Below are 19,492 nucleotides of genomic sequence, written 5' to 3' on the forward strand. Positions count from 1 at the left end.
ATGCCCCACGGCCCTCGCCGCACGACGCGGCCGTTCAATGCCAGTTGCTGATCCTGACGTCGCGCGGGGCGGGCGCGCCCGCTCCGGTTTCGAGCTCGGCCTTGAGGCTCATCAGGAACGTCGCCCACTTGGTGCTGCAGTGGTACATGAACTCCACCGGCTCCCTCCAGTCCTCGTGCCGGAACAGCACGATGGTGTAGTCGTCCTCCGGCTTGAGGTCGAAGCGGATGCGGGTGCCGATCCACTCCTCGGGGCCGTCGATGACCTCCCAGAGGACCCGGCGGCCGGGCTCGGTCTCCAGGACCTTCATGTCGAAGCCGCCGGGGCCGAAGCGGAACCGGACCACGCCGCCGGGGCCGGCGTCGCCGTCGGTGTCCTCGGTCCACCAGCTCGCCAGTCCGTCGACCGTGGTCAGGGCCGTGTAGACGGCCTCCAGGGACGTCGTGACACCGATCCGGTGCAGGATGTCCGCCATGGCGGGTACCTCTCTCTCGTGTGCGGTTCTCGTGCGGGCTCAGCTCTCCCGGCTGCGCTGGATCGCCTCGGCGATCCGCTTGATGCGCTGCAGGCGGGCGTCCCAGGCGGCGCCGACCGACGACAGCTGGGCGACGGCGCGGGCGAGTTGGGCCTCGTCGACCTGGTAGCGGCGCTCGCGTCCGGACGGCGTGTCGTGGACGAGCCCGACTCGGCCGAGGACGCCGAGGTGTTTGGCGACGGCCTGCCGGGTGACCGGCAGCTGCTCGCTCAGGGTGGTCGCCGTCCCGCCGTTGCCGGCCAGGAGCAGGTCGAGCATCCGGCGGCGGATCGGGTCGCCCACCGCCGACCAGAGCTCGTCGTCGACGGCGACGGTCACGGCCGCGACACCACCCGGGCGACGTACGCGACGAGGCGGGGCAGGAAGTGGTCCCAGCCGCTCGCGTGGTCGCGGTACGCCTCTTCCAGGACGGCCGCCTCCCAGCCCCGCTCCCGGAAGCCCGTCTCGGTGAAGCGCAGCAGCGTGCCGCCGTCCGACGGGACCAGGTCGAAGGTGACCAGGAGCGAGTTGCCCGGCGCAGCGGTGCGGCCCTCGTCGTAGACCCAGCGGAAGCTGAACCGCCGCGGCGGGTCGGCCTCGACCACCGTGAGGTGTTCGACCTTCACGTCCGGTGTCCCGGTGCCGAAGGAGATGACCCCGGTGGCCCCCGGGACGGGCTTGAGGTCGGCGTCGTCGGGCCACCACTCCTTCAGGTGCTCGGGCGTGCTGATGACCTCGTAGACCACCTCGGGTGTCGCCTCGACGTGGATCTCCCGCGCGATGCTGCCGTACTCCATCCCGCTCTCCTCCTCCTGCAACCTTTGGTTGCGTACAACGGTAGGCCGCTCCGCCATGATGTGCAACCTTTGGTTGCTCCAGGAGGGCGGCGGGCCTGCCCGGTGCGCAGTGGTCAGCCCGTGGGCATGCCGATCTGCCGGCGTTCGAGTGCCGAGCGCAGCGTCGCGAGCGCCTGCGCGGCGGCCGTCACCGACGCGTCGTCGAGTGTGTCGCCGATCAGCTCGGCGAGCCCCGCCGTGAACGTCCGCTCGGCCGCGTCGACGAGCTGCGCCCCGTCCTCGGTCAGTGCGAGCAGGGAGGAGCGGCGGTCGGAGGGGTTCGGTCGTCGGGCGACCCAGCCCTGCTTCTCCAGGCGGTCGACGCCCTTGCTGGTCGCCCCGATGCCGACGGCGAACCCGGTGGCGAGGTCCGCCACGCGGGCTCCTGGGTGGTCGCGCAGGTACCGCAGGAACTCGAACTGCGAGGTCACGATGCCGTGCCGGGCGCGGAGCCGGTCGTTGAGCGCGTTGTAGAGCCGCGTCTCGCACCGGACCAGATCGGCGAAGAACTCCGGCAGATCCATCGGCTCGCCCCTCGATTTAGATTCCACGGCATATAGTGTAGCGGCAGGTACTTTCGAGGGGAGCCCATCATGAGCAGGGAACAGCGTGCGCGGATCGACGCGATGCTGCGGCAGCCGCGTCCGGAGAGTCCCCGGACGGTCGAGGAGATCCGGGCCGGATTCGAGGCGCTGATGGCCGGGATGATCGTGCCCGGCACCATCCGCACCACGGAGACGGCGCTCGGCGGCCGGCCCGCCCTCAGGGTCGAGCCGGACGGTGCACCGCGCGCCGGGACGATCCTGTACTTCCACGGCGGCGGCTGGGTGTACGGCTCGCCCCGGACGGCCCTGTCGCTGACCGGCAACCTCGTGGCCAGGACCGGCGTCGGCGCGTACTCGCTGGACTACCGGCTCGCCCCGGAGCACCCGTTCCCGGCCGCGATCGAGGACACGCTGAGCGCCTACCGGGACCTCCTCGACCGCGGCGAGGACCCGTCGTCGATCGTGTTCGCCGGCGACTCCGCGGGCGGCGGACTCGCCGTCACCGCCTGCCTCGCCGCCCGGGACGCGGGCCTGCCGCTGCCCGCCGCCGTCCTGGCGCTGTCGCCGGGCGTCGACGCGACCCGTACCGGCGACAGCATGGTCACCAAGGCGGACGCCGACCCGATCTTCACCCGCGCGGACCTCGACCGCACCGGTGCCATGTACCTCGCCGGGGCCGACCCGCACCAGCCGCTGCTCAGCCCGGCCGTCTGCGCCGACCTGACGGGCTTCCCGCCGATGCTCGTCCAGGTGGGCGCCAACGAGCTCCTGCTGGACGACTCCACCCGCCTGGCCGCGCGCGCCGCCGCGGCCGGCGTGGACGTCGTCCTGGACGTCACCGCCGACGCGCCGCACGTGTTCCAGGCCTTCGCCGGGGTCCTGGACGAGGCGGACGAGGCACTGGACCGCGCGGCACTCTTCCTCACCCAGCGCCTGCGGAAGGTGAACTGACCAACCATCAGCCCGTGGTCATCACCCGCGTCGGGTCGCGGTAGACCGCGTCGAGCGCGAGCAGCGCGGCGCCGCGGGTCGTGGCGGTCAGGCCGGTGCGGGAGAGGACGATCTCGCAGCCGCCGGCGTTCGGGGCCATCACGAGGTCGTGGACCTGCTCGGTGACGCCGGGGAGGAGGTGTTCGCCGAAGAAGGCGAAATGGCCGCCGAGGACGACGAGCCGGGGGTTGAGGATGTCGACGAGGAGGGCGATCCCGGGGGCCAGGGCGTCGGCGATGCGGCGGAGGGCGTCGAGCGTGCGGGGGTCCCCGGCCCGGGCGCGGGCGCGCAGTTCGGCGAGGCGGCGCTCGACGTCGATCATCGGGTCCCACACCATGTCGCCGGGGTCGGCGGCGTGGCGCAGGAGGGCGTCGCGGCCGACGGCCGTCTCCCAGCAGCCGCGCCGGCCGCAGGCGCAGGGCTGCTCGGAGGGGACCAGCCGCAGGTGGCCGACCTCGCCCGCGTAGCCGCCGGTGCCGCGCAGGAGCTGGCCGCCGGCGATGATGCCGACGCCGACGCCGGTCTGGCCGGTGACGTGCACGAGGTCGCGGACGCCGTCGGCGGAGGCCGGGACGTACTCGGCGAGGGCGCCGAGCTTGGCGTCGTTCTCCAGGTGCAGTTCGGGGGCGGTCGGGCCGAGGCGCCGACGCAGGCCGTCGAGCGCCCGGACGCCGCTCCAGCCGATGTTGGAGGCGTACGTGACGGTGCCGGTGGCGAGGTCGACGGTGCCCGGGGTGGCGAGGGTGACGCCGACGACGCGGCCGCCGGCGCGGCGCAGGCGGTCGGCGCCGCGCGCGATCAGCCGGGCGGCGGTGTCGAGGACGGCGTCGGGGCCCGCGGCGCGGACGTCGAAGGGGACCCGCTTCTCGGCGGTGACCTCGCCCTTGAGGTTGACGGCGAGGAGGCTGACGTAGTCGACGTCGATCTCGGCGCCGATGCCGTGGACGCCGGTGCCGTCGATCTCGACGCTCTGGCCCGGGCGGCCGACGGTGGTGCGGTCGCGCTCGGTCCCGCCCTCGCGGATGAGGCCGCCCTCCAGGAGTTCGGCCGTCAGGTTGGAGACCGTCGCCTTCGGCAGGCCGGTGTCGTCGGCGATCCGGGTGCGGGTGCGGGGGCCGTCGTCGCGCAGGAGGCGCAGCACGAGCCCGAGGTTGGCGCGGCGGGAAGAGGAGCGGTCGCGGGCGACGGCCGGTCCGGCCATCGCCAGGTTCCGGACGCCGTCGCCGTCGTGTGCGGATCCCATCGCTCGCTCCTTCTCCCTTGACTTCGGCCCGAGTTGGTTCAAACAATAACCGAACGAATTCGCAGTGCCCAGGTTCCCTCAGTACCTCACCGAGGAGGCGCACGTGAAGCCAAGTCCCGTCACCACCACGCTCGTTGCCGCGCTGGCCGCCGTCACCGCGTCGACCCTGCTGGCCGGCTGCTCCTCCGGATCGTCCGGCGGCGCGCCGGGATCGGCGGCCGCGGGCGGCACGGTCGAGCTGGAGTTCTGGGGCTGGGCCCCGGGCTACGACCAGGCGGTCGCGAAGTTCAACGCGTCCCACCCGAACGTGCGGGTGACGTTCGGCAAGACCGCGTCCGGCTCCAAGGGCGGGTACACGAAGATGCTCACGGCGGCCAAGGCGGGCAATGCGCCGTGCCTGGCCCAGGTCGGGTACGAGACCCTGCCGAGCTTCGCCGCCGCGGGCGCCCTCACCGACATCTCCAGGTACACCGGGGACGCCAAGTCGCAGTTCGCCGAATGGACGTGGAAGCAGGTGACGATCGGCGGGCAGACCTACGGGATCCCCGTCGACACCGCGCCGATGGCGCTGTTCTACCGCAAGGACCTGTTCGCCCAGTACGGCATCACGACGCCCCCGGTCACATGGGACGAGTACGCGGCCGACGCCGCCAAGGTGCACGCCGCCGACCCGACCGTCTACCTCGGCGACTTCGGCAACGACGCCTACAACTACGCCGGTCTCGCCTGGCAGGCGGGCGCCAAGTGGTTCGGCACCGGGAACGACCAGTGGCAGGTGAGCCTCGACAGCGCCGCCAACAAGAAGGTGGCCGGCTACTGGCAGGACCTGCTCGACCGGAAGCTCCTGAAGACGGACCCGAGTTACGACCCGTCGCTGTACGCGGACCTGACGGACGGCAAGATCCTGTCCGACGTCAACGCGGTGTGGAACGCCCCCACGCTGGCGGCGAGCGTCAAGAGCGGCGCCGGTCAGTGGGCGGTGGCGCCGATGCCCGTGTGGGACGCCGCCAACCCCGCCTACGGCAACGACGGCGGCTCGGCCACCGCCGTCCTCAAGGGCTGCGCCCACCCCAAGGAAGCGGCCGAGTTCGCCACCTGGATGAGCACCGACCCCGGCAGCGTGGGCGACCTGATCACGGTCACGGGCATCTACCCGGCCGCGACCTCCGGGCTCGCCAACCCCGCACTCGGCAAGCCCGATCCGTTCTTCGGCGGACAGGTGATCTTCGACGTGTTCCGGGCCGCGAGCGCGCACATCGCCACCGACTGGCAGTGGGGGCCCACCATGACCCAGACCTCCACCGACCTCGGCGACGGGCTCGGCAGGGCGGGCACCGGCGGCGCGACCCTGCCGGGCGTGCTCGCGGACGTGCAGGGCAAGACGGTGGCCGGCCTGAAGCAGCAGGGCCTCGCCGTCGCCGGCGGCTGACCACCCGTCGACCCGGCCCCGCGCCACCCCCATGGGCGCGGGCCCGCCATGGTCACTCCCCGAGGAGGCAGCACGCCCATGAAGACCGCCCACGCCGGGCGGACAGCAGCGCGGAAGTCCCAGCGGGGCTCCGGAGGCCCCCGTCGCCACGGCCGGACGGCGGCGCTGTTCCTGGCCCCGTTCCTGCTGCTGTTCACCGCCCTCTACCTCGCGCCCATCGGCTACACCGTCCACCAGAGCCTCTTCCGGATGCACCGCTCCGGGCTCGGCCTCACCGCCCCCACCCAGGTGTTCGCCGGCCTCGGCAACTACGCGACGGCGCTGGGCGATCCGGCGTTCCGCGGCTCGCTGCTGCGGGTGCTGCTGATCGGCGTCGTGCAGGTGCCGGTGATGCTGCTGCTGGCCCTGGTGCTCGCGCTGCTCCTGGACGCCGGGTCGACCCCCTTCAAGCGGTTCTTCCGGCTGGCCTTCTTCCTGCCGTACGCGCTGCCGGGGGTGGTCGGCGCGATCATGTGGTCCTACCTGGTGGCCCCCGGGCTCAGCCCGATCACCGCCGCGGGCGACCACCTCGGCCTGCACCTCGACCTGACGTCCGACGGCATGCTGGGCCCCACCATCGGCAACATGCTCACGTGGGGCTGGACCGGCTACAACATGCTGATCCTCCACTCCGCCCTCCAGTCCATCCCGCCGGAGATCGGCGAGGCCGCCCTGATGGACGGCTGCTCGGCCCTCGGCGTCGCGTGGCGCATCAAGGTGCCGATGATCCGGCCGGCGCTCGTGCTGACCACGGTGTTCTCCATCATCGGCACCGCCCAGCTCTACAACGAGCCGGCGATCCTGCACACCGTGGCACCGAACCTGAGCAGCACCTACACGCCCATCTACGCCGCCCACAACGCCGTGGACGCCGACAACTTCAACCTCGCGGCCACCGAGTCCGTCGTCCTCGCGGTGCTCGCGTTCGCGCTCTCCTTCGGCTTCCTCAAGCTCGTCCAGCGCCGGGGGGGCGCGCGGTGACCACTACCTCCGGGCGTCAACCCGCCTCCCGCTGGATCGTGTTGGGCGTGCTGCTCCTCGCCTCGGTGTACTTCCTCGCGCCGGTATGGTGGTTGCTCGTCGCCTCGACGAAGACCAGCAGCGGACTGTTCTCCGGAAACGGCTTCTGGTTCGGCGACTTCGCGCTCCTCGACAACCTGGACCAGGTGTTCACCCGGCAGGGCGGCATCTACGGGGAGTGGCTCGGCAACAGCGCCCTCTACGCCGTCGGCGGCGCGGGCGTCAGCACGCTGATCTCCGCCATGGCGGGGTACGCGCTGGCCAAATACCGCTTCCGCGGGAGGGAGTTGACGTTCAACGGCGTGCTCGCCGCCGTGCTCGTCCCGCAGCCGCTGCTGGCCGTGCCGCTGTACCTGCTGTTCTCCCGACTGCACCTGGTCAACAGCTACTGGGCGGTGCTGCTGCCCAGCATGGTCAGCCCGTTCGGGGTCTACCTCGCGCGCATCTACGCCGCCGCTTCCGTGCCGGACGAGCTCATCGAGGCCGGGCGGATCGACGGCGCCGGCGAACTGCGGATCTTCGCCACCATCGCGCTGCGCGTGATGTCGCCCGCGCTCGTGACGGTGTTCCTGTTCCAGTTCGTCGCCATCTGGACCAACTACCTGCTCCCCGTGCTGATGCTGGCCGACGACCACCTCCAGCCGGTCACCGTCGGCGTCGTCGGGTGGCAGTCCCAGCGGGCGATCGGGCCCGGGGCGCCGCCGCTGAACGTCGTCGTCACGGCGGCCATGGTGTCGGCGATCCCGCTGGTCGTCCTGTTCCTGTCCCTGCAGCGATTCTGGCGCGCCGGCCTCACCGCCGGCAGCACCAAGTGAGGAGGCCCGCCGTGCCCGCCAGGTACCACCTGCGGTTCCAGCTCCACGCTGCGTCCGACGTCGCCGAACTGGTCGAATTCTGCCTGGAGTCGGGGGTCGACGAGGTCGTCCTGCTGCTCGGGGCCGAGGAGTTCCACGCCGGGCACCCGTCCGGAGCCGCCGAGGACAGGCTGTACGAGACCGCCCGACGCGCCTCGGAGGCGCTCCGGGCGGCCGGGCTCGACGTCAGCCTCAACCCCTGGGTGACGGCGGGGCACGCCGACCGTGGGCGCGTCGACCGGCTGGGCTTCGCCCCGATGGTCGGCCCGACCGGGACGGTCGCCACCGCCCAGGCCTCCTTCGCCTGCCCGCGCTTCCGCTCGTGGATCACCGCCCACTACGGGCGGTTCGCCGAGCTCGTACCCCGAGTGCTGTGGCTGGAGGACGACTTCCGCTACCACAACCACGCGCCGCTGGGGTGGGGCGGCGGATTCGAGCCGCTGATGCTCGACCGGCTGGCGGAGGCGGTGGGGGAGACGGTGACCCGGGAGCAGGCCGTCGCCGCGGTGACGGCCCCCGGAGATCCCCACCCCTGGCGTGTGCAGCTCCAACGGGTCTGGCGAGAAGCACAGTTGGAAGTGGCCGAGGCGATCGCGAAGGCCGTTGCCGAACGGTCGGAAGGGCGGACGCAGCTCGGGCTGATGAGCTCCGAGCCCGGAGTCCACTCCGTCGAGGGACGCGACTGGCCGGCCCTGTTCGACGCGCTCGCCATCGACGGACGCGTCTCGCACCGGCCGCACTTCGCCCGCTACTCCGACGCGCCGGGGCGCGAACTGAGCTTCTCCGTCTGGATGTCGGAGGTGCAGCGGGCACTGCGGCCCGCACACGTGCGCAGCGAACCGGAGGTCGAGAACTGGCCGCACACCGCGTGGTCGAAGTCTGACACCCAGACGTGGTCCGAGCTCGTCGCCGCCCAACTCGCGGGCTCGGACGCGCTGTTCCTCAACGTCCACCCGATGCAGTCCGGCCGGGCCGGGCGCTTCCCGCGCGTGGCCGAGTTGCTGCGCAGGTCGCGGCCGGCGCTCGATCGCGTGGCGCCGAAGGGGGACACCGCCGGTGTGGCGCTGCCGGTGCGGCAGGACGCGGCCGCCCACGTGCGGACCGTCCGCGGCGGGGACCTCGCCGACCTGGCCGTCGACCCCGGCCCGGCGGCGGACTTCCTGCTGCGGTACGGCGTCCCCGTGACGGCCGGGGACGCGCCGGTGCGGGTGCTGTTCGGGCAGGTGGCGTGGGCGTACGGCGACGCGGAGCTCCGGCGGATGCTCGGCGGGGGACTGCTGCTGGACGGCACGGCGGCGCGCATCCTGGACGAGCGGGGGCTCGGGAAGCTGCTCGGCGTGACGGTCGAGGAGGTGGTGGGGAGGGAGTCGGCGTCCGCGCCGGGCCCGTACGCGCTGGAGCGCCGCGGCGACGTGTTCCTGAGCGTCAACGGCCAGCCGGCACTCGCCCGGCTCCGGCCCGCGGCGGACACCGAGACCTGGACGGAGATCCTGACCCCGGACCAACGGGTGTGGGGCCCGGGCCGGTGCGTCCACACCAATGAACTCGGCGGCCGGATCTGCGTCTTGGCCGCGACGGCGGTGGACCTGCTGCCGTACGACGACGACGGGCAGCAACTGCTGCACGAGATGGTCCGGTACCTGGAGGGCGAGGACCCGGCCCTGCCGCTGGTGACCGGCGGCCCCCACCTGATCCCCCACCTTTCCCGCACCCCGGACGGCCTCCGCCTCGCCGTGGCCAACGGCAGCGCCGACCCGGCGCACGTCCGCATCCACCTGCCCGGCACCCCCACCGGAGCGGAGGCGACGCTGCTCCGTCCGTTGGCGGCCCCGGAGCCCGTCCCGGCGGTCGTGGCCGGTGGCCTCGTCGAGTTCGGCGCACCGCTGCCGCACCGCGGCTGGCTTCTGGTCGAGTGGCCCCGAAGCCGGCGTTCGGCGGCGTCGGCGCGGGCGCGCCGGTAGGCGGCTCCGCGGGACCCGTCCGGCGGGTCCTGCGGCGTCCGCCCGGTGCCCGGTCTCGCCCGGCGCACCGTGACCCGCGTCCCGCTGGAGTGGTGCCGCCGATCGGTCGCCGGAGCGGTTGCGCAGGGAATCAGCGGATGCTGGCCCAGTCGATTTCCGGTTCCTCGACCGTGCCGATCACCGGGGACTTCTCCTCCGGGGTCCCGCCGTAGCGCCATCGACCGTCGATATGAACATTGAGAATCACTGATCACCTGTACCGTCAGGGAGCCGCGGCCTCGTGGCCCGGATCGTATCGGCGGCCCGGTGCAGCTCGGCGAGGACCGTCCGGACGGCCTTGCGCGCGGTGCGCTCGGGCCGGTGGAGCACGTCGACGTGCCGTCGGGCCTGGACTCCGCTCAGCGGCCGGAGAACGACGTCGGGGTGCGGGCGGGCGGTCCAGCGCGGCATCAGGGCCAGCCCGCCGCCGGCGGCCACCACTTCGGCGACCACCGCGAATTCGTTGATGCGGTGGACGATGTCGAGCCGTCGGTTGGCGACGCTGGCGATGGCCTCGATGGTGGCCATCAGCGGGAACCCGTCGTGGACCGTGATCCACGGCTGGTCGGCCACGTCCTGCGGTGAGAGCCGCGGCTGGGAGGCCAGCGGGTGGCCGGCCGGCAGGGCGACGTCCAGGGGCTCGCGCAGCAAGGTGTGGGCGATCACGGTGCGCGGCCAGGGCGGGGCGTGGTCGAGGCGGTGAGCGAGCACGAGGTCGTGGTCACGGGTGAGGGCGGGGAAGCGGTCCTGGGCGACGTCCTCGTCGGACAGCGCCAGACGAGGGTGACCGGCGCCGGCGAGGCCGCGCAGCAGGAGCGGGAAGAACGCCGACCCGGCGCTGTGGAACGCCGCCACCGAGACCTCGCCGTCCGGTTGTTCCACGAAGTCGGTGACGGTGTGGCGCGCCCTGGCCAGAGCGCTCTCCACCTCGATGGCCGCCACCGCCAGGGCCCGCCCGGCGTCCGTCAGCACCACCCGGCGCCCGGCGCGTTCGGTGAGCGGGACGGGGATCGAACGCTGCAGCAGCCTCAGCTGTTGCGAGATCGCCGACGGCGTCACGCGCAGCGCCTCGGCGACCGCGGTGACGCTCCCCAGCTCTCCCAGTTCCCGCAGGACCCGCAGCTGCCTCTCATCCACGCCGACAGTGTAGGGCTGCTACAGGTTCGTTGAAGAAGTTGGTGGTGGCCTTCAAATCCCTGGTCGGGCAGCGTAGGGGCATGCCCATTGCCCGCCGCACCGATGCGGTACTCCTCCTCGTCGCACTCGTCTGGGGCTCCAGCTATCTGGCGGCCAAGACGGCCACCGCCGCGCTCCCGGTCCTGGTGGTGCTGTTCGCCCGGTACGCGATCTCCGCGCTCGCGTGCGGGGCCCTGGTCGCCTTCGGCCGCCGGGGGCGGCGCTTCACCCGCGACGAGGTGCGCACCGGGTCCGTCCTGGGCGTCACCCAGGCGGCCGTCCTCGTACTGGAGACCTACGGGGTGGCGCACACCAGCGCCGCCAACGCCGGACTGATCATCAGCCTGACCATCGTGCTCACCCCGCTGATGGACCGCAGCGCGGGCCGCCGCCTGCCCGCGACGTTCTTCCTCGCCGCCGGCCTGTGCGTCCTGGCCGTCGGGCTGCTGAGCTCCAGCACCGGACTGCACGTGCCGCGACTCGGGGACGCCCTGATGCTCGCCGCCGCGGTCGTCCGGGCCGGGCACGTCGCGCTCGTCGGACGGCTGACCGCCGGGCGGTCCGTGGACCCGCTCCGCCTGACGAGCGTCCAGACCGTCGTCGGTTCGGCCCTGTTCCTGCCGGCCGCCCTCGGCCACCTGCCCGACCTGGCCCACGGCAGTGTCACCACCTGGACCCAGCTGGTCTACCTCGCCCTGTTCTGCAGCGTGTTCGCCTTCCTCGCCCAGACGCAGGCCGTGCAGCGCACCTCCGCCAGCCGGGCGAGCCTGCTGCTGGGAACCGAACCGATCTGGGCCGTCGCCATCGGGTTCGGCCTCGGCGGCGAACGGCTCACCCTCTGGGCCGCCCTCGGTGCCGTGCTGATGATCGCCGGGACCTACTGGGGACAGGCCATCGAACGCACCCACCGCGCCGCAGCGCAAACCGTGAAGGAGGACCCGGCGCGCCGGACGACGACACCTGTCAGCGCCTGATCGCCCCGTCCGACACCACCGGGACGGCACCACGGAGTCGGTCAGCGCCCGGCGCGGGCACCCGTCTCCCAGGCCCCGAAGCGGGGGCCGGTGCGCGGCCGGGCACGAAAGCCCGTGGATCCATGGCTCGTTGCCGTGATCGAGTTCCGGTAGGGCGTCCGGTCCGGAGGAAATTCGGTGGCCGGTCTGCCCGTGGCGTGGCAGGGTGGCGGCCATGACGTCGATCCGAAGGGGCGATGCCGCGTAGGTCGCCCGGCGCCGTGCGCGCCCAGACGCGGTGGATCCGGGCCCGGTCCCGAGAGTTCAGTCAGGTTCGAGGCTTGCGACGAGGCGCCCAGGGCGCTGTCAGGCGCCTTGAGGCCCAAAGGTTCCGGCCCGGCTTCCTGAGCGATGCGCTCGGCCGGTACGAGCAATTCCTGCGCCGGCCTGGCCGCTGGCTCTACGTGGTGCTGGAGGATTGCGAGTGCCACGACGTGTTCGGGAGCCGGGACGATCTGCAAGCCATGCTCGATGCACTGCCGTCGGCCGCTCGCCGTGAACTGAGCCGGATCGTGGCCAGGCTCGACGCGGAGTTCGAGCGTCGTACCCTGCCGGATCCGTACGCGTCCTCATGGTTGACTCACCATCGGTCGCCGAGCCTCCCCTGGTGGCGCCGGCGGTTGACCGTTTGGTGGCACGAGACCTGACTCGTACGGCGGGGTTCACGGATCCGACGACTCCGGCGGCAGGGCGGTCAGGGGCCGCCTCGGATGAGGCCGCAGGCGCGCCGGATGCCGCCGGCCGCGCTCCGCCGGTCGGGGTTTCGGGTGGCGTGTTCCTGGCAAAGTACTTCAACCATGGGCTTATCGCCCGGCCGCACCGCCTTCCGGCCTCGCCACGACGGAGCGGACCGCTGGCTGCAACGCACCTACGTCACCACCGACTTGCGGCGCTCCCGCGACCACCGCCCCCACGACGGCCACGTGCTCACTCGCTGACCGGGGGTGCAAGGGGTTCTCGCCGACCGGCGGCCTCGCAGGCTGTCAAGGCGCCGAGATCGGTCAGCCGTGATCGCGATCCGGCCACCGGTGGGTGATCTCCGCTCGGCGGCCTCGGCGGCCTCGTAGCGTCGCGGCTTCGGAACAAATGCTGGAGGGTTCATGACAATCATCGATTCCCTGCCCGCGTCACCCGTCGAGCAGCGGACCGACGATGCACTCGTGGTCCTGCCGACCCCGGCGGCGGTGACGGCCCCGCAGGGGGGCCGTGCGGAACGCGGCATCACCCGGGAACGCGTGGGCTCGCGCGGGCTCTGCCTGAGCCGCCTGGTGATTCCGCCGCTGACGACGGAGCAGGCGCACCTCCACGCGGACCACGAGACCGCGATCTACGTCGTCAGCGGGGAGATCGAAGTCCGGCACGGCGAGCGGCTGGCGGAGGTCACCGTCGCGGGTCCGGGCGACTTCGTCTACATCCCGCCCAGCGTGCCCCACCAGCCGGTCAACCGCAGTCGGACCCAGGAGGTCGTCGTCCTGGCCGCGCGCACCGACCCGCACGACGTCGAGAGCCTGGTGCTGCTGCCCGGCGCGCCGGACTGACCTCGCACCAACCACCCGCCCGGCGCCCTCCGACGTCAGTGCCAGGCCGCCAGGTCGACGACCCGGGTGAGGGCGGGTGCGTGTTCGACGGTCCGTCGGCGCTCCGCGTCGCCGACGGTGAGGATGACCAGGCCGGCGAGCGCGCTCCAGTCGGCGTGGCCGGCCGAGGGGAGCAGCACGGCGTAGGGGTGGCCGGAGACGTGGATGGGCAGGCCGCCCGCCCAGCGGTCGTCGGTGATCTGTTCGTGGGCGAGCCGGGCGGGTCGTCCGCTGTCCTCCTCCGTCCATCGGGCGGCTGCGGCTTCCAGCCGCCATCTGCGTCCGAGTGGCATGGCGGTCCGCCAGTCCTTCCCCACCACCTGGCCGGCGTGCCGTTCGCGCCGGCGCTGCTGGTCTCGTTCCTTGCGCTTGGTCCGGTGGCGCTGGTCGGCGTCGGAGTGCGCGGCCGCCTGCTCGACGTAGCGCGGCGCGGTCCACAGCACCCGGTGGTCGTCCTCGCCGGCGGGCACCCGGTGGGGGATGACGCGGCGGCCGAGGACCCAGGCGACGAAGTCGTCCAGCGGGGCGGTGACGGTCTTCCATTCGCCGTGGCCGTGCGGGCATCGGCACTTCTTCCGGCACGGGGTGACGGTGAACCGGCTCAGTCCGGTGCCCGCGGTCCACTGGTCGGCGGCGCCGGGCCGGGGCGTCGAGACGACGATGGACGGGACGGCGCCGACCCACGTTCGGGCGGACAGCGTCACCCAGCAGGCATCGATGCCGTCGGCGGCGTACCGGTCGGTGCGCTCGCGGACCTCGTCGCGGGTGATCGGGGAGAGCTGCGCCTCCCACGCCATGCGGTGGGCGCCGTCGGGGGAGGAGGCCATGACGTCCGCCCGCCACGTGCCGTCCGGGGCGCGGACTTCGAGGTCGGCGTACCAGCCGGCGGCCCGTGCGGCGTGTGCGAGCTGCAGCTTCACGAGGTGGTGCTCCATGCTCTCCTGTGCCAGCGCGCAGGTGGGTGCTCCGCGGTCGTGGGCGAAGAACCGCAGCCCGGTCGGCGAGACCTTCGCGTGGAGGCCGTGTCCGCACTCCGGGCACGCGAGCGGCACGCGCGGTCTCGCGCGGTGGACCGCGGTCCACGCCCACCCGCAGCCGAGGTCGTCCCGCGTCGCGTCCAGTCGGCCCCGATCTCCGTGCACCGCGGTGAACGCCACGGAGCCCTCCCCTCTCCCCGCAGCCCGTGCCCCCGTGCTGCCGCCCCGGCGTCAGTCCTTCCCGGCCCGCCGGGCGTTCATGACCGCACCTTCGTGATCGCACGATTGTGCCAGGCGGCGAGACCGGTGGGTTCCGGCTCGGATACAGCAGGGGAGGACCGGAAGCCCACTTTCAGAAGCCCCGGCCGGCCTCTACGCCCGCACCTCCCGTTCGTCCGTCCGCCGCTGCGGCCGCGCGCTGCGCCCGCACCGGGGGACGATGGAGCTGCGGAGGTGCTCGGCCGGTGAGGCGGTGAGTTCGGCGGCGGTGGGTTCGGCGGAGGCGGTGAGTTCGGCGGTGGGTTCGGCGGTGACCGGGAAGCTGCGGGTGTACCTGGGAGCGGCGCCGGGGGTCGGGAAGACCTACGCCATGCTCGCCGAGGGCCGCCAGCTGCGCGACGGCGGGCTGGACGTGGTGGTCGGCCTCGTCGAGACCTACGGCCGCCGGGGGACGGAGGAGCAACTGGCCGACCTGCCGGTGGTCCCGCGCCGCCGCGTGCCGTACCGGGGGATCGAGCTGACCGAGCTCGACCTCGACGCCCTGCTCGCCCGCCGGCCCGCGCTCGCGCTGGTGGACGAGCTGGCGCACACGAACGTCCCGGGCAGCCGCAATCCCAAGCGCTGGCAGGACGTGCAGGATCTCCTGGACGCCGGGATCGACGTGGCGACGACCCTGAACATCCAGCACCTGGAGAGCCTGAACGACGTGGTCGAGCAGATCACCGGCATCGTCCAGCGGGAGAAGATCCCGGACGAGGTCGTCCGGGCCGCCGACCGGATCGAGCTGGTGGATCTGAGCCCCGAGGCACTGCGCACCCGGATGGCGCAGGGCGACGTCTACGCGGCCGACCAGGTCGACGTGGCGCTGGACAACTACTTCCGGGCCGGGAACCTCGGCGCGCTGCGGGAGCTGGCCCTGCTCTGGCTGGCCGACCGGGTGGAGGAGGAGCTCGCCGACTACCGGGCCCGGCACGGCATCCGGGCGCCGTGGGAGACCAAGGAGCGCATCGTGGTGGCGCTGAACGGTGCGCCGCAGGGCGAGCACCTGATCCGGCGGGGCGCGCGGACGGCCACCCGGGTGCACGGTGTCCTGATCGGCGTGCACGTCCGCGCGGACGACGGGACCCTCCAGCGGGAGCCGCCCGCCCTGGCGGGCCAACGGGTGCTGCTGCGCGAGCTGCACGGCACCTATGTCGAGATCACCGGCGACGACGTGGCGGGAGCCCTGGTCGACTTCGCCCGGACGGAGAGCGCCACCCAGATCCTGCTCGGGCCGACCAGCCGCTCGCGGCTGCGGGAGCTGGTCAGCGGTTCGGTGATCAACCGGGTGATCCGGCTGGCCGGTCCGATCGACGTCCGGGTGCTGCCGCCGCCCGGGCCGGACCTGCTGGCGCTGCCGCGCGGGCCGCGGCCACGCCGGCCTGCCTTCGTCACCGCCCGGCGGCGCCGGTTCGGGTGGCTGCTCGGACCGCTCGGTGCGGTGGTGGTGGCGAGCGCGCTGTCGCCGCTCCGGGTCTCGCTCGGCCCGTCCGGTGCGCTGCTGTGCCTGCTGCTGGTGGTGGCCGGGGTCGCCCGGCTGGGAGGGCTCGCACCGGCCGCGGCCACCACCGTGGCCTCGGCGCTGGCGGCGGACTGGTTCTTCACGACACCCTGGCACAGCCTGGTGGTCGAGCGGGCGGCGGATGCCGGGGTCCTGGCGGTGTTCCTGGTGGTCGCCGGGATCATCAGCCACCTGATCGACGGGCTGGCCCGCCGATCCCAGCAGGCGACCCGCGCCCGCGCGGAGGCGCAGGCGCTCGCCCGGCTGGCGGGGGAGTCGGTGCAGGACGGGGAACGCGCGCTGCCCGAGCTGCTGGAGGGGCTGCGGCTGGCGTTCGGCCTGTTCGCGGCGGGCATCCTGGCGCGCGACGGCACGGGCTGGCGCCCGGACGCGGCCGCCGGCGGGCCGCTGCCGGGCCGGCCGCAGGACGCGGCGTTCGCGGCCGAGCTGGACCCGGACACCGTCCTGGTGCTGGCCGGCCCGACCCTGAGCGAGGAGAACACCCGCCTGCTCGGCCCCTTCGTGACCCAACTGCGCCTGCTCCGGGAGTTGCAGCGGGTGACCGCGCAAGCGGCGTCGGCACAGGCGATCGCCCGCACCGACGCCCTGCACACCACCCTGCTGGAGGCCGTGGCCCACGACCTGCGTGAGCCGCTGGCGGGGATCAAGGCGTCGGCGTCGAGCCTGTGCTCCGACGATGTCGACTGGCCGCCGGAGGACGTCCGCCGCTTCTCGGCGATCATCGACGCCGAGGCGGACCGGTTGAACCGCATGGTCGCCAACCTGCTCGACCTGAGCCGCCTGCAGGCCGGTCGGGTGCCGGTGACCCTCCGGCCGACCGACGTGGCGGACGTCCTGGTCGCCGCGGTCGGCAGCCTCCCGCTCGCGGGTGCCCCGGTGGTCCTCGACCTCCCGGAGGGCCTGCCGCCGGTGGAGGCCGACGCCGGCCTGCTGGAGCGGGCGCTGGCGAACGTCCTGGCCAACGCCCAGACCTGGTCACCGTCCGGCGCCCCGGTACGGGTGGACGCGGGCGCCGTGGCGGACCGGGTGGACGTGCGGGTGGTCGACCACGGCCCCGGCATCGGCGACCGGCAACGCGAGCACCTCTTCGAGCCGTTCCACCGCAGCCGCCGCGGCGCCGGCGGGCGGGTCGCCGGCGTCGGCCTCGGACTGACCGTCGCCAAGGGCTTCACCGAGGCGATGGGCGGCGAGCTGACCGTCGAGAGCACCCCGGGCGGCGGCACGACCTTCGTCTTCGGCCTCCGCCGGGCCGTCGCGGTAAGCCCCGGTTAGGTCATCGGGTACCGCCACCAGCCCTGACCGGTGGCGCCAAGGCCGCGTCAAGGCGGCCGCCGTCCGCGTCAAGGATGCGCCAGGGCGGGCGGACGGACGTTCGACCGCACCTAGCGTGATCCGTGAGGAAACGGTTCGCCGCCCGGGCGTGGGGCCTGGCGGTGAACCGTTTGCCGATTCCCGACCCCCGGCGGGTTCCGCCGGGGGAGGTTCGGCGGCCAGTGTGAAAGACAGGGGGAGGGGCGCGCGGCGATGCCGGCGGGAACGCCGAGCGGTACGGCGGTCGTGGAGAACGCGGTCGCGTCGTAGACGAAGCGACCGGAGACGGCCGTGCCACTCCCCGCGCCGCGCGCCCCCCATCACGCGTTCCGCCGCGACGACCGGCTGTAATCCGCGCTGCCTGCTGCCTGCTGCCTGCTGCCTGCCACCGGCCGACGGGCAGCGCCGCCGGCCGGCCCGCACCCCGCCGTGCCGGTCCGCCTCCGGACGGCCTCGGCGCCGTAGGGTCCTCTCCGAGGACACGGGGCCCGGCCGGTCGCCAGGACCGGGGCGTTCGGAAGCGCGTCGGGCCACGGGACGGACGAGACGAAGGGCTGGCACGTCACATGCAACAGCGCAGTCTGCGGGACCTCCAGGTGTCGGCCATCGGCCTCGGCTGCATGGGGATGTCCGCCTTCTACGGCACGGCCGACCAGGACGAGGGCGTCGCGACCATCCGGCGAGCCCTGGACCTCGGCATCACCTTCCTCGACACGGCGCAGGTCTACGGACCGCTCACCAACGAGTCCCTGGTCGGCGAGGCCGTCCGCGGACACCGTGACGAGTACGTGATCGCCACGAAGTTCAACTACCGGATGGACAAAGCGGTTCCGGGCGACATGTCGACGGTGGGCCGCCAGGACGGCTCGGCCGAGCACGTCCGCGGCTCCGTCCACGGTTCGCTCGAACGGCTCGGCACCGACCGCATCGACCTGTACTACCAGCACCGGGTCGACCCGACCGTGCCCATCGAGGAGACCGTCGGCGCGCTCGGCGAACTGGTCGCCGAGGGCAAGGTGCGGCACATCGGGCTGAGCGAGGCGAGCGCGGAGACCATCCGCCGCGCCCACGCCGTCCACCCGGTCACCGCCGTTCAGAGCGAGTACTCGCTCTGGACGCGGGACGTGGAAGCCGAGGTGCTCCCCACCTGCCGGGAACTCGGAATCGGCTTCGTGCCGTACTCCCCGCTCGGCCGCGGCTTCCTCGCGGGCCGCTTCAGCTCCCCGGACGAGCTGGACCAGGGCGACTTCCGCCGCACCAATCCGCGCTTCACCGAGGCCAATCTGGCGGCCAACCTCCGGCTCGCGGACAAGGTGAAGGAGATCGCCGCCGAGAAGGGCGTCACCCCGGCCCAGCTGGCGATCGCCTGGGTGCTGGCCCGCGGCGAGCACCTCGTGCCGATCCCGGGCACCAAGCGCCGCACCTACCTGGAGCAGAACGCGGGTGCGGTCGACGTCGAGCTGACCGACGGGGACCTCGCCCGCATCGACGCCGAACTGCCCGAGGTGGCGGGCGAACGCTACGACGAGGACGGGATGCGGGCGGTGAACCGCTGAACGGCCGCCGCTGAACGGCCGAGCGACCGTCCTGGTTCACGCGTTCAGCCGGTTTTGCGACGCTCTGCAGAGGGGACTTCGGAGAGGCTCGGGGGACGGCCGTCCTCTCCGAGACCCCTGAAAGAGTGGAGATTCTCATGCCGGTTCGTCGCATGGTCGGAGCGTGGGTTTCGGCAGCGGTGCTGGGGACGACGCTGTCCCTGGCGTCGGCAACACCGGCGAACGCCGCCCAAGGCACGTTCACCTACGTTCTGCGCAACGGGACCGTCCACACGCTCTCCGACCCGAAGTCGGGCGTGTGCCACAACCTGCTGCTGGACGAAGCAGTGGCCGAGGAGAACGCCACCGACAGATACGCAGTGCTGTACACCGAGCGCGACTGCGTGGCCGGCGGCACCCTGGTGGCACCCGGCCACGAGAAGGAACTCCCGTTCCGTAGCGTCCTCTTCTCCTCGGCCCCGTGATGAGGCCCAGCACGGATTCCCCGGCCTGAACCGTCGTTGGCCGGTCGTGGGGGGGGGGCGGCGGCGGGGGGGGGGCGACCCCCCCCCCCCCCCCCCCCCCCGCCCCCCCCCCACCCCCCCCCCCCCCCCCCCGGGGGCCCCCCCCCCCCCCCCCCCGCCCGACCCGGG

Annotated in this window: 18 protein-coding genes and 1 pseudogene; 12 read left to right on the forward strand and 7 right to left on the reverse strand. The window is 73.2% G+C overall.

Annotated features, from left to right (window positions below):
* Positions 1-34: 34 nt before the first annotated feature.
* The 4 genes from ACFXDE_RS29710 to ACFXDE_RS29725 form a co-directional block, all read right to left on the reverse strand.
* On the reverse strand, positions 35-475 hold the full coding sequence (locus ACFXDE_RS29710) for an SRPBCC domain-containing protein (RefSeq protein ID WP_380497749.1): 441 nt from the start codon (positions 473-475) through the stop codon (positions 35-37).
* Between the two features lie 39 nt (positions 476-514).
* Entirely contained in the window at positions 515-853 is a 339-nt protein-coding gene (locus ACFXDE_RS29715; RefSeq protein WP_380497750.1) for an ArsR/SmtB family transcription factor, read from the reverse strand.
* The gene (locus tag ACFXDE_RS29720; protein WP_380497752.1) at positions 850-1,311 is read right to left on the reverse strand and encodes an SRPBCC family protein; all 462 of its coding nucleotides are present in this window, start codon (positions 1,309-1,311) and stop codon (positions 850-852) included. Before ACFXDE_RS29720 ends, ACFXDE_RS29715 begins: the two co-directional genes overlap by 4 nt.
* 113 nt (positions 1,312-1,424) lie before the next feature.
* Complete coding sequence (locus ACFXDE_RS29725) at positions 1,425-1,901, reverse strand: MarR family winged helix-turn-helix transcriptional regulator (protein ID WP_380443972.1); 477 nt, start codon at positions 1,899-1,901, stop codon at positions 1,425-1,427.
* Positions 1,902-1,943: 42 nt separating this feature from the next.
* Here ACFXDE_RS29725 and ACFXDE_RS29730 point away from each other — a divergent pair, with 42 nt between their 5' ends.
* Positions 1,944-2,846, forward strand: a complete 903-nt coding sequence (locus ACFXDE_RS29730; protein ID WP_380497754.1) for an alpha/beta hydrolase — start codon at positions 1,944-1,946, stop codon at positions 2,844-2,846.
* Positions 2,847-2,853: 7 nt separating this feature from the next.
* On the opposite strand, the gene ACFXDE_RS29735 is transcribed toward ACFXDE_RS29730, so the two are convergent.
* Positions 2,854-4,128: an ROK family protein gene (locus ACFXDE_RS29735; RefSeq protein WP_380497756.1), complete on the reverse strand. Its 1,275-nt coding sequence runs from the start codon at positions 4,126-4,128 to the stop codon at positions 2,854-2,856.
* Between the two features lie 103 nt (positions 4,129-4,231).
* On the opposite strand from ACFXDE_RS29735, the gene ACFXDE_RS29740 reads away from it, so the two are divergent.
* From ACFXDE_RS29740 to ACFXDE_RS29755, 4 genes are all read left to right on the forward strand, one after another.
* On the forward strand, positions 4,232-5,557 hold the full coding sequence (locus ACFXDE_RS29740; RefSeq protein ID WP_380497758.1) for an ABC transporter substrate-binding protein: 1,326 nt from the start codon (positions 4,232-4,234) through the stop codon (positions 5,555-5,557).
* 78 nt (positions 5,558-5,635) lie between these two features.
* Complete coding sequence (locus tag ACFXDE_RS29745; RefSeq protein WP_380497760.1) at positions 5,636-6,577, forward strand: carbohydrate ABC transporter permease; 942 nt, start codon at positions 5,636-5,638, stop codon at positions 6,575-6,577.
* Positions 6,574-7,431, forward strand: coding sequence for a carbohydrate ABC transporter permease (locus tag ACFXDE_RS29750; protein ID WP_380497762.1), 858 nt, complete (start codon positions 6,574-6,576; stop codon positions 7,429-7,431). The genes ACFXDE_RS29745 and ACFXDE_RS29750 overlap by 4 nt, the downstream gene beginning before the upstream one ends.
* An 11-nt stretch (positions 7,432-7,442) precedes the next feature.
* On the forward strand, positions 7,443-9,431 hold the full coding sequence (locus tag ACFXDE_RS29755; protein WP_380497764.1) for a hypothetical protein: 1,989 nt from the start codon (positions 7,443-7,445) through the stop codon (positions 9,429-9,431).
* Positions 9,432-9,674: 243 nt separating this feature from the next.
* Here ACFXDE_RS29755 and ACFXDE_RS29760 read toward each other — a convergent pair whose 3' ends face one another.
* A complete protein-coding gene (locus ACFXDE_RS29760; protein ID WP_380497765.1) occupies positions 9,675-10,607 on the reverse strand; it encodes a LysR family transcriptional regulator in 933 nt (310 codons plus the stop codon).
* An 80-nt stretch (positions 10,608-10,687) separates the two neighbouring features.
* On the opposite strand from ACFXDE_RS29760, the gene ACFXDE_RS29765 reads away from it, so the two are divergent.
* The 4 genes and pseudogenes from ACFXDE_RS29765 (at position 10,688) to ACFXDE_RS29780 (ending at position 13,197) form a co-directional block, all read left to right on the forward strand.
* Positions 10,688-11,620 carry a DMT family transporter gene (locus ACFXDE_RS29765; RefSeq protein WP_380497766.1) on the forward strand — a complete coding sequence of 311 codons (933 nt, stop codon included), beginning with the start codon at positions 10,688-10,690 and terminating at the stop codon, positions 11,618-11,620.
* A 320-nt stretch (positions 11,621-11,940) separates the two neighbouring features.
* On the forward strand, positions 11,941-12,306 hold the full coding sequence (locus tag ACFXDE_RS29770) for a hypothetical protein (RefSeq protein ID WP_380443990.1): 366 nt from the start codon (positions 11,941-11,943) through the stop codon (positions 12,304-12,306).
* Positions 12,307-12,471: 165 nt separating this feature from the next.
* A pseudogene (locus tag ACFXDE_RS29775) lies at positions 12,472-12,597 on the forward strand (L-asparagine oxygenase); the annotation flags it as partial.
* A 162-nt stretch (positions 12,598-12,759) separates the two neighbouring features.
* On the forward strand, positions 12,760-13,197 hold the full coding sequence (locus ACFXDE_RS29780; protein WP_380497768.1) for a cupin domain-containing protein: 438 nt from the start codon (positions 12,760-12,762) through the stop codon (positions 13,195-13,197).
* Between the two features lie 35 nt (positions 13,198-13,232).
* Here the strand turns inward: ACFXDE_RS29780 and ACFXDE_RS29785 are convergent, their stop codons facing one another.
* On the reverse strand, positions 13,233-14,393 hold the full coding sequence (locus ACFXDE_RS29785; protein ID WP_380497770.1) for a competence protein CoiA: 1,161 nt from the start codon (positions 14,391-14,393) through the stop codon (positions 13,233-13,235).
* Positions 14,394-14,652: 259 nt separating this feature from the next.
* On the opposite strand from ACFXDE_RS29785, the gene ACFXDE_RS29790 reads away from it, so the two are divergent.
* The 3 genes from ACFXDE_RS29790 (at position 14,653) to ACFXDE_RS29800 (ending at position 19,324) form a co-directional block, all read left to right on the forward strand.
* Positions 14,653-17,265, forward strand: coding sequence for an ATP-binding protein (locus tag ACFXDE_RS29790; protein WP_380497772.1), 2,613 nt, complete (start codon positions 14,653-14,655; stop codon positions 17,263-17,265).
* 605 nt (positions 17,266-17,870) lie between these two features.
* A complete protein-coding gene (locus ACFXDE_RS29795; protein ID WP_380497773.1) occupies positions 17,871-18,860 on the forward strand; it encodes an aldo/keto reductase in 990 nt (329 codons plus the stop codon).
* Positions 18,861-18,997: 137 nt separating this feature from the next.
* On the forward strand, positions 18,998-19,324 hold the full coding sequence (locus tag ACFXDE_RS29800; protein WP_380497774.1) for a hypothetical protein: 327 nt from the start codon (positions 18,998-19,000) through the stop codon (positions 19,322-19,324).
* Positions 19,325-19,492: the final 168 nt, after the last annotated feature.

The sequence above is a fragment of the Kitasatospora sp. NPDC059408 genome (genome assembly GCF_042751525.1).
In the GTDB taxonomy this organism is placed as follows: Bacteria; Actinomycetota; Actinomycetes; order Streptomycetales; family Streptomycetaceae; genus Kitasatospora.

Bases quoted from the DNA above. Each gene is read 5' to 3' on its own strand.
- ACFXDE_RS29720 (WP_380497752.1), bottom strand. From the start codon at position 1,311: ATGGAGTACGGCAGCATCGCGCGGGAGATCCACGTCGAGGCGACACCC.
- ACFXDE_RS29745 (WP_380497760.1), top strand. From the start codon at position 5,636: ATGAAGACCGCCCACGCCGGGCGGACAGCAGCGCGGAAGTCCCAGCGG.
- ACFXDE_RS29780 (WP_380497768.1), top strand. From the start codon at position 12,760: ATGACAATCATCGATTCCCTGCCCGCGTCACCCGTCGAGCAGCGGACC.
- ACFXDE_RS29735 (WP_380497756.1), bottom strand. From the start codon at position 4,128: ATGGGATCCGCACACGACGGCGACGGCGTCCGGAACCTGGCGATGGCC.
- ACFXDE_RS29800 (WP_380497774.1), top strand. From the start codon at position 18,998: ATGCCGGTTCGTCGCATGGTCGGAGCGTGGGTTTCGGCAGCGGTGCTG.
- ACFXDE_RS29710 (WP_380497749.1), bottom strand. From the start codon at position 475: ATGGCGGACATCCTGCACCGGATCGGTGTCACGACGTCCCTGGAGGCC.
- ACFXDE_RS29795 (WP_380497773.1), top strand. From the start codon at position 17,871: ATGCAACAGCGCAGTCTGCGGGACCTCCAGGTGTCGGCCATCGGCCTC.
- ACFXDE_RS29765 (WP_380497766.1), top strand. From the start codon at position 10,688: ATGCCCATTGCCCGCCGCACCGATGCGGTACTCCTCCTCGTCGCACTC.
- ACFXDE_RS29730 (WP_380497754.1), top strand. From the start codon at position 1,944: ATGAGCAGGGAACAGCGTGCGCGGATCGACGCGATGCTGCGGCAGCCG.
- ACFXDE_RS29790 (WP_380497772.1), top strand. From the start codon at position 14,653: ATGGAGCTGCGGAGGTGCTCGGCCGGTGAGGCGGTGAGTTCGGCGGCG.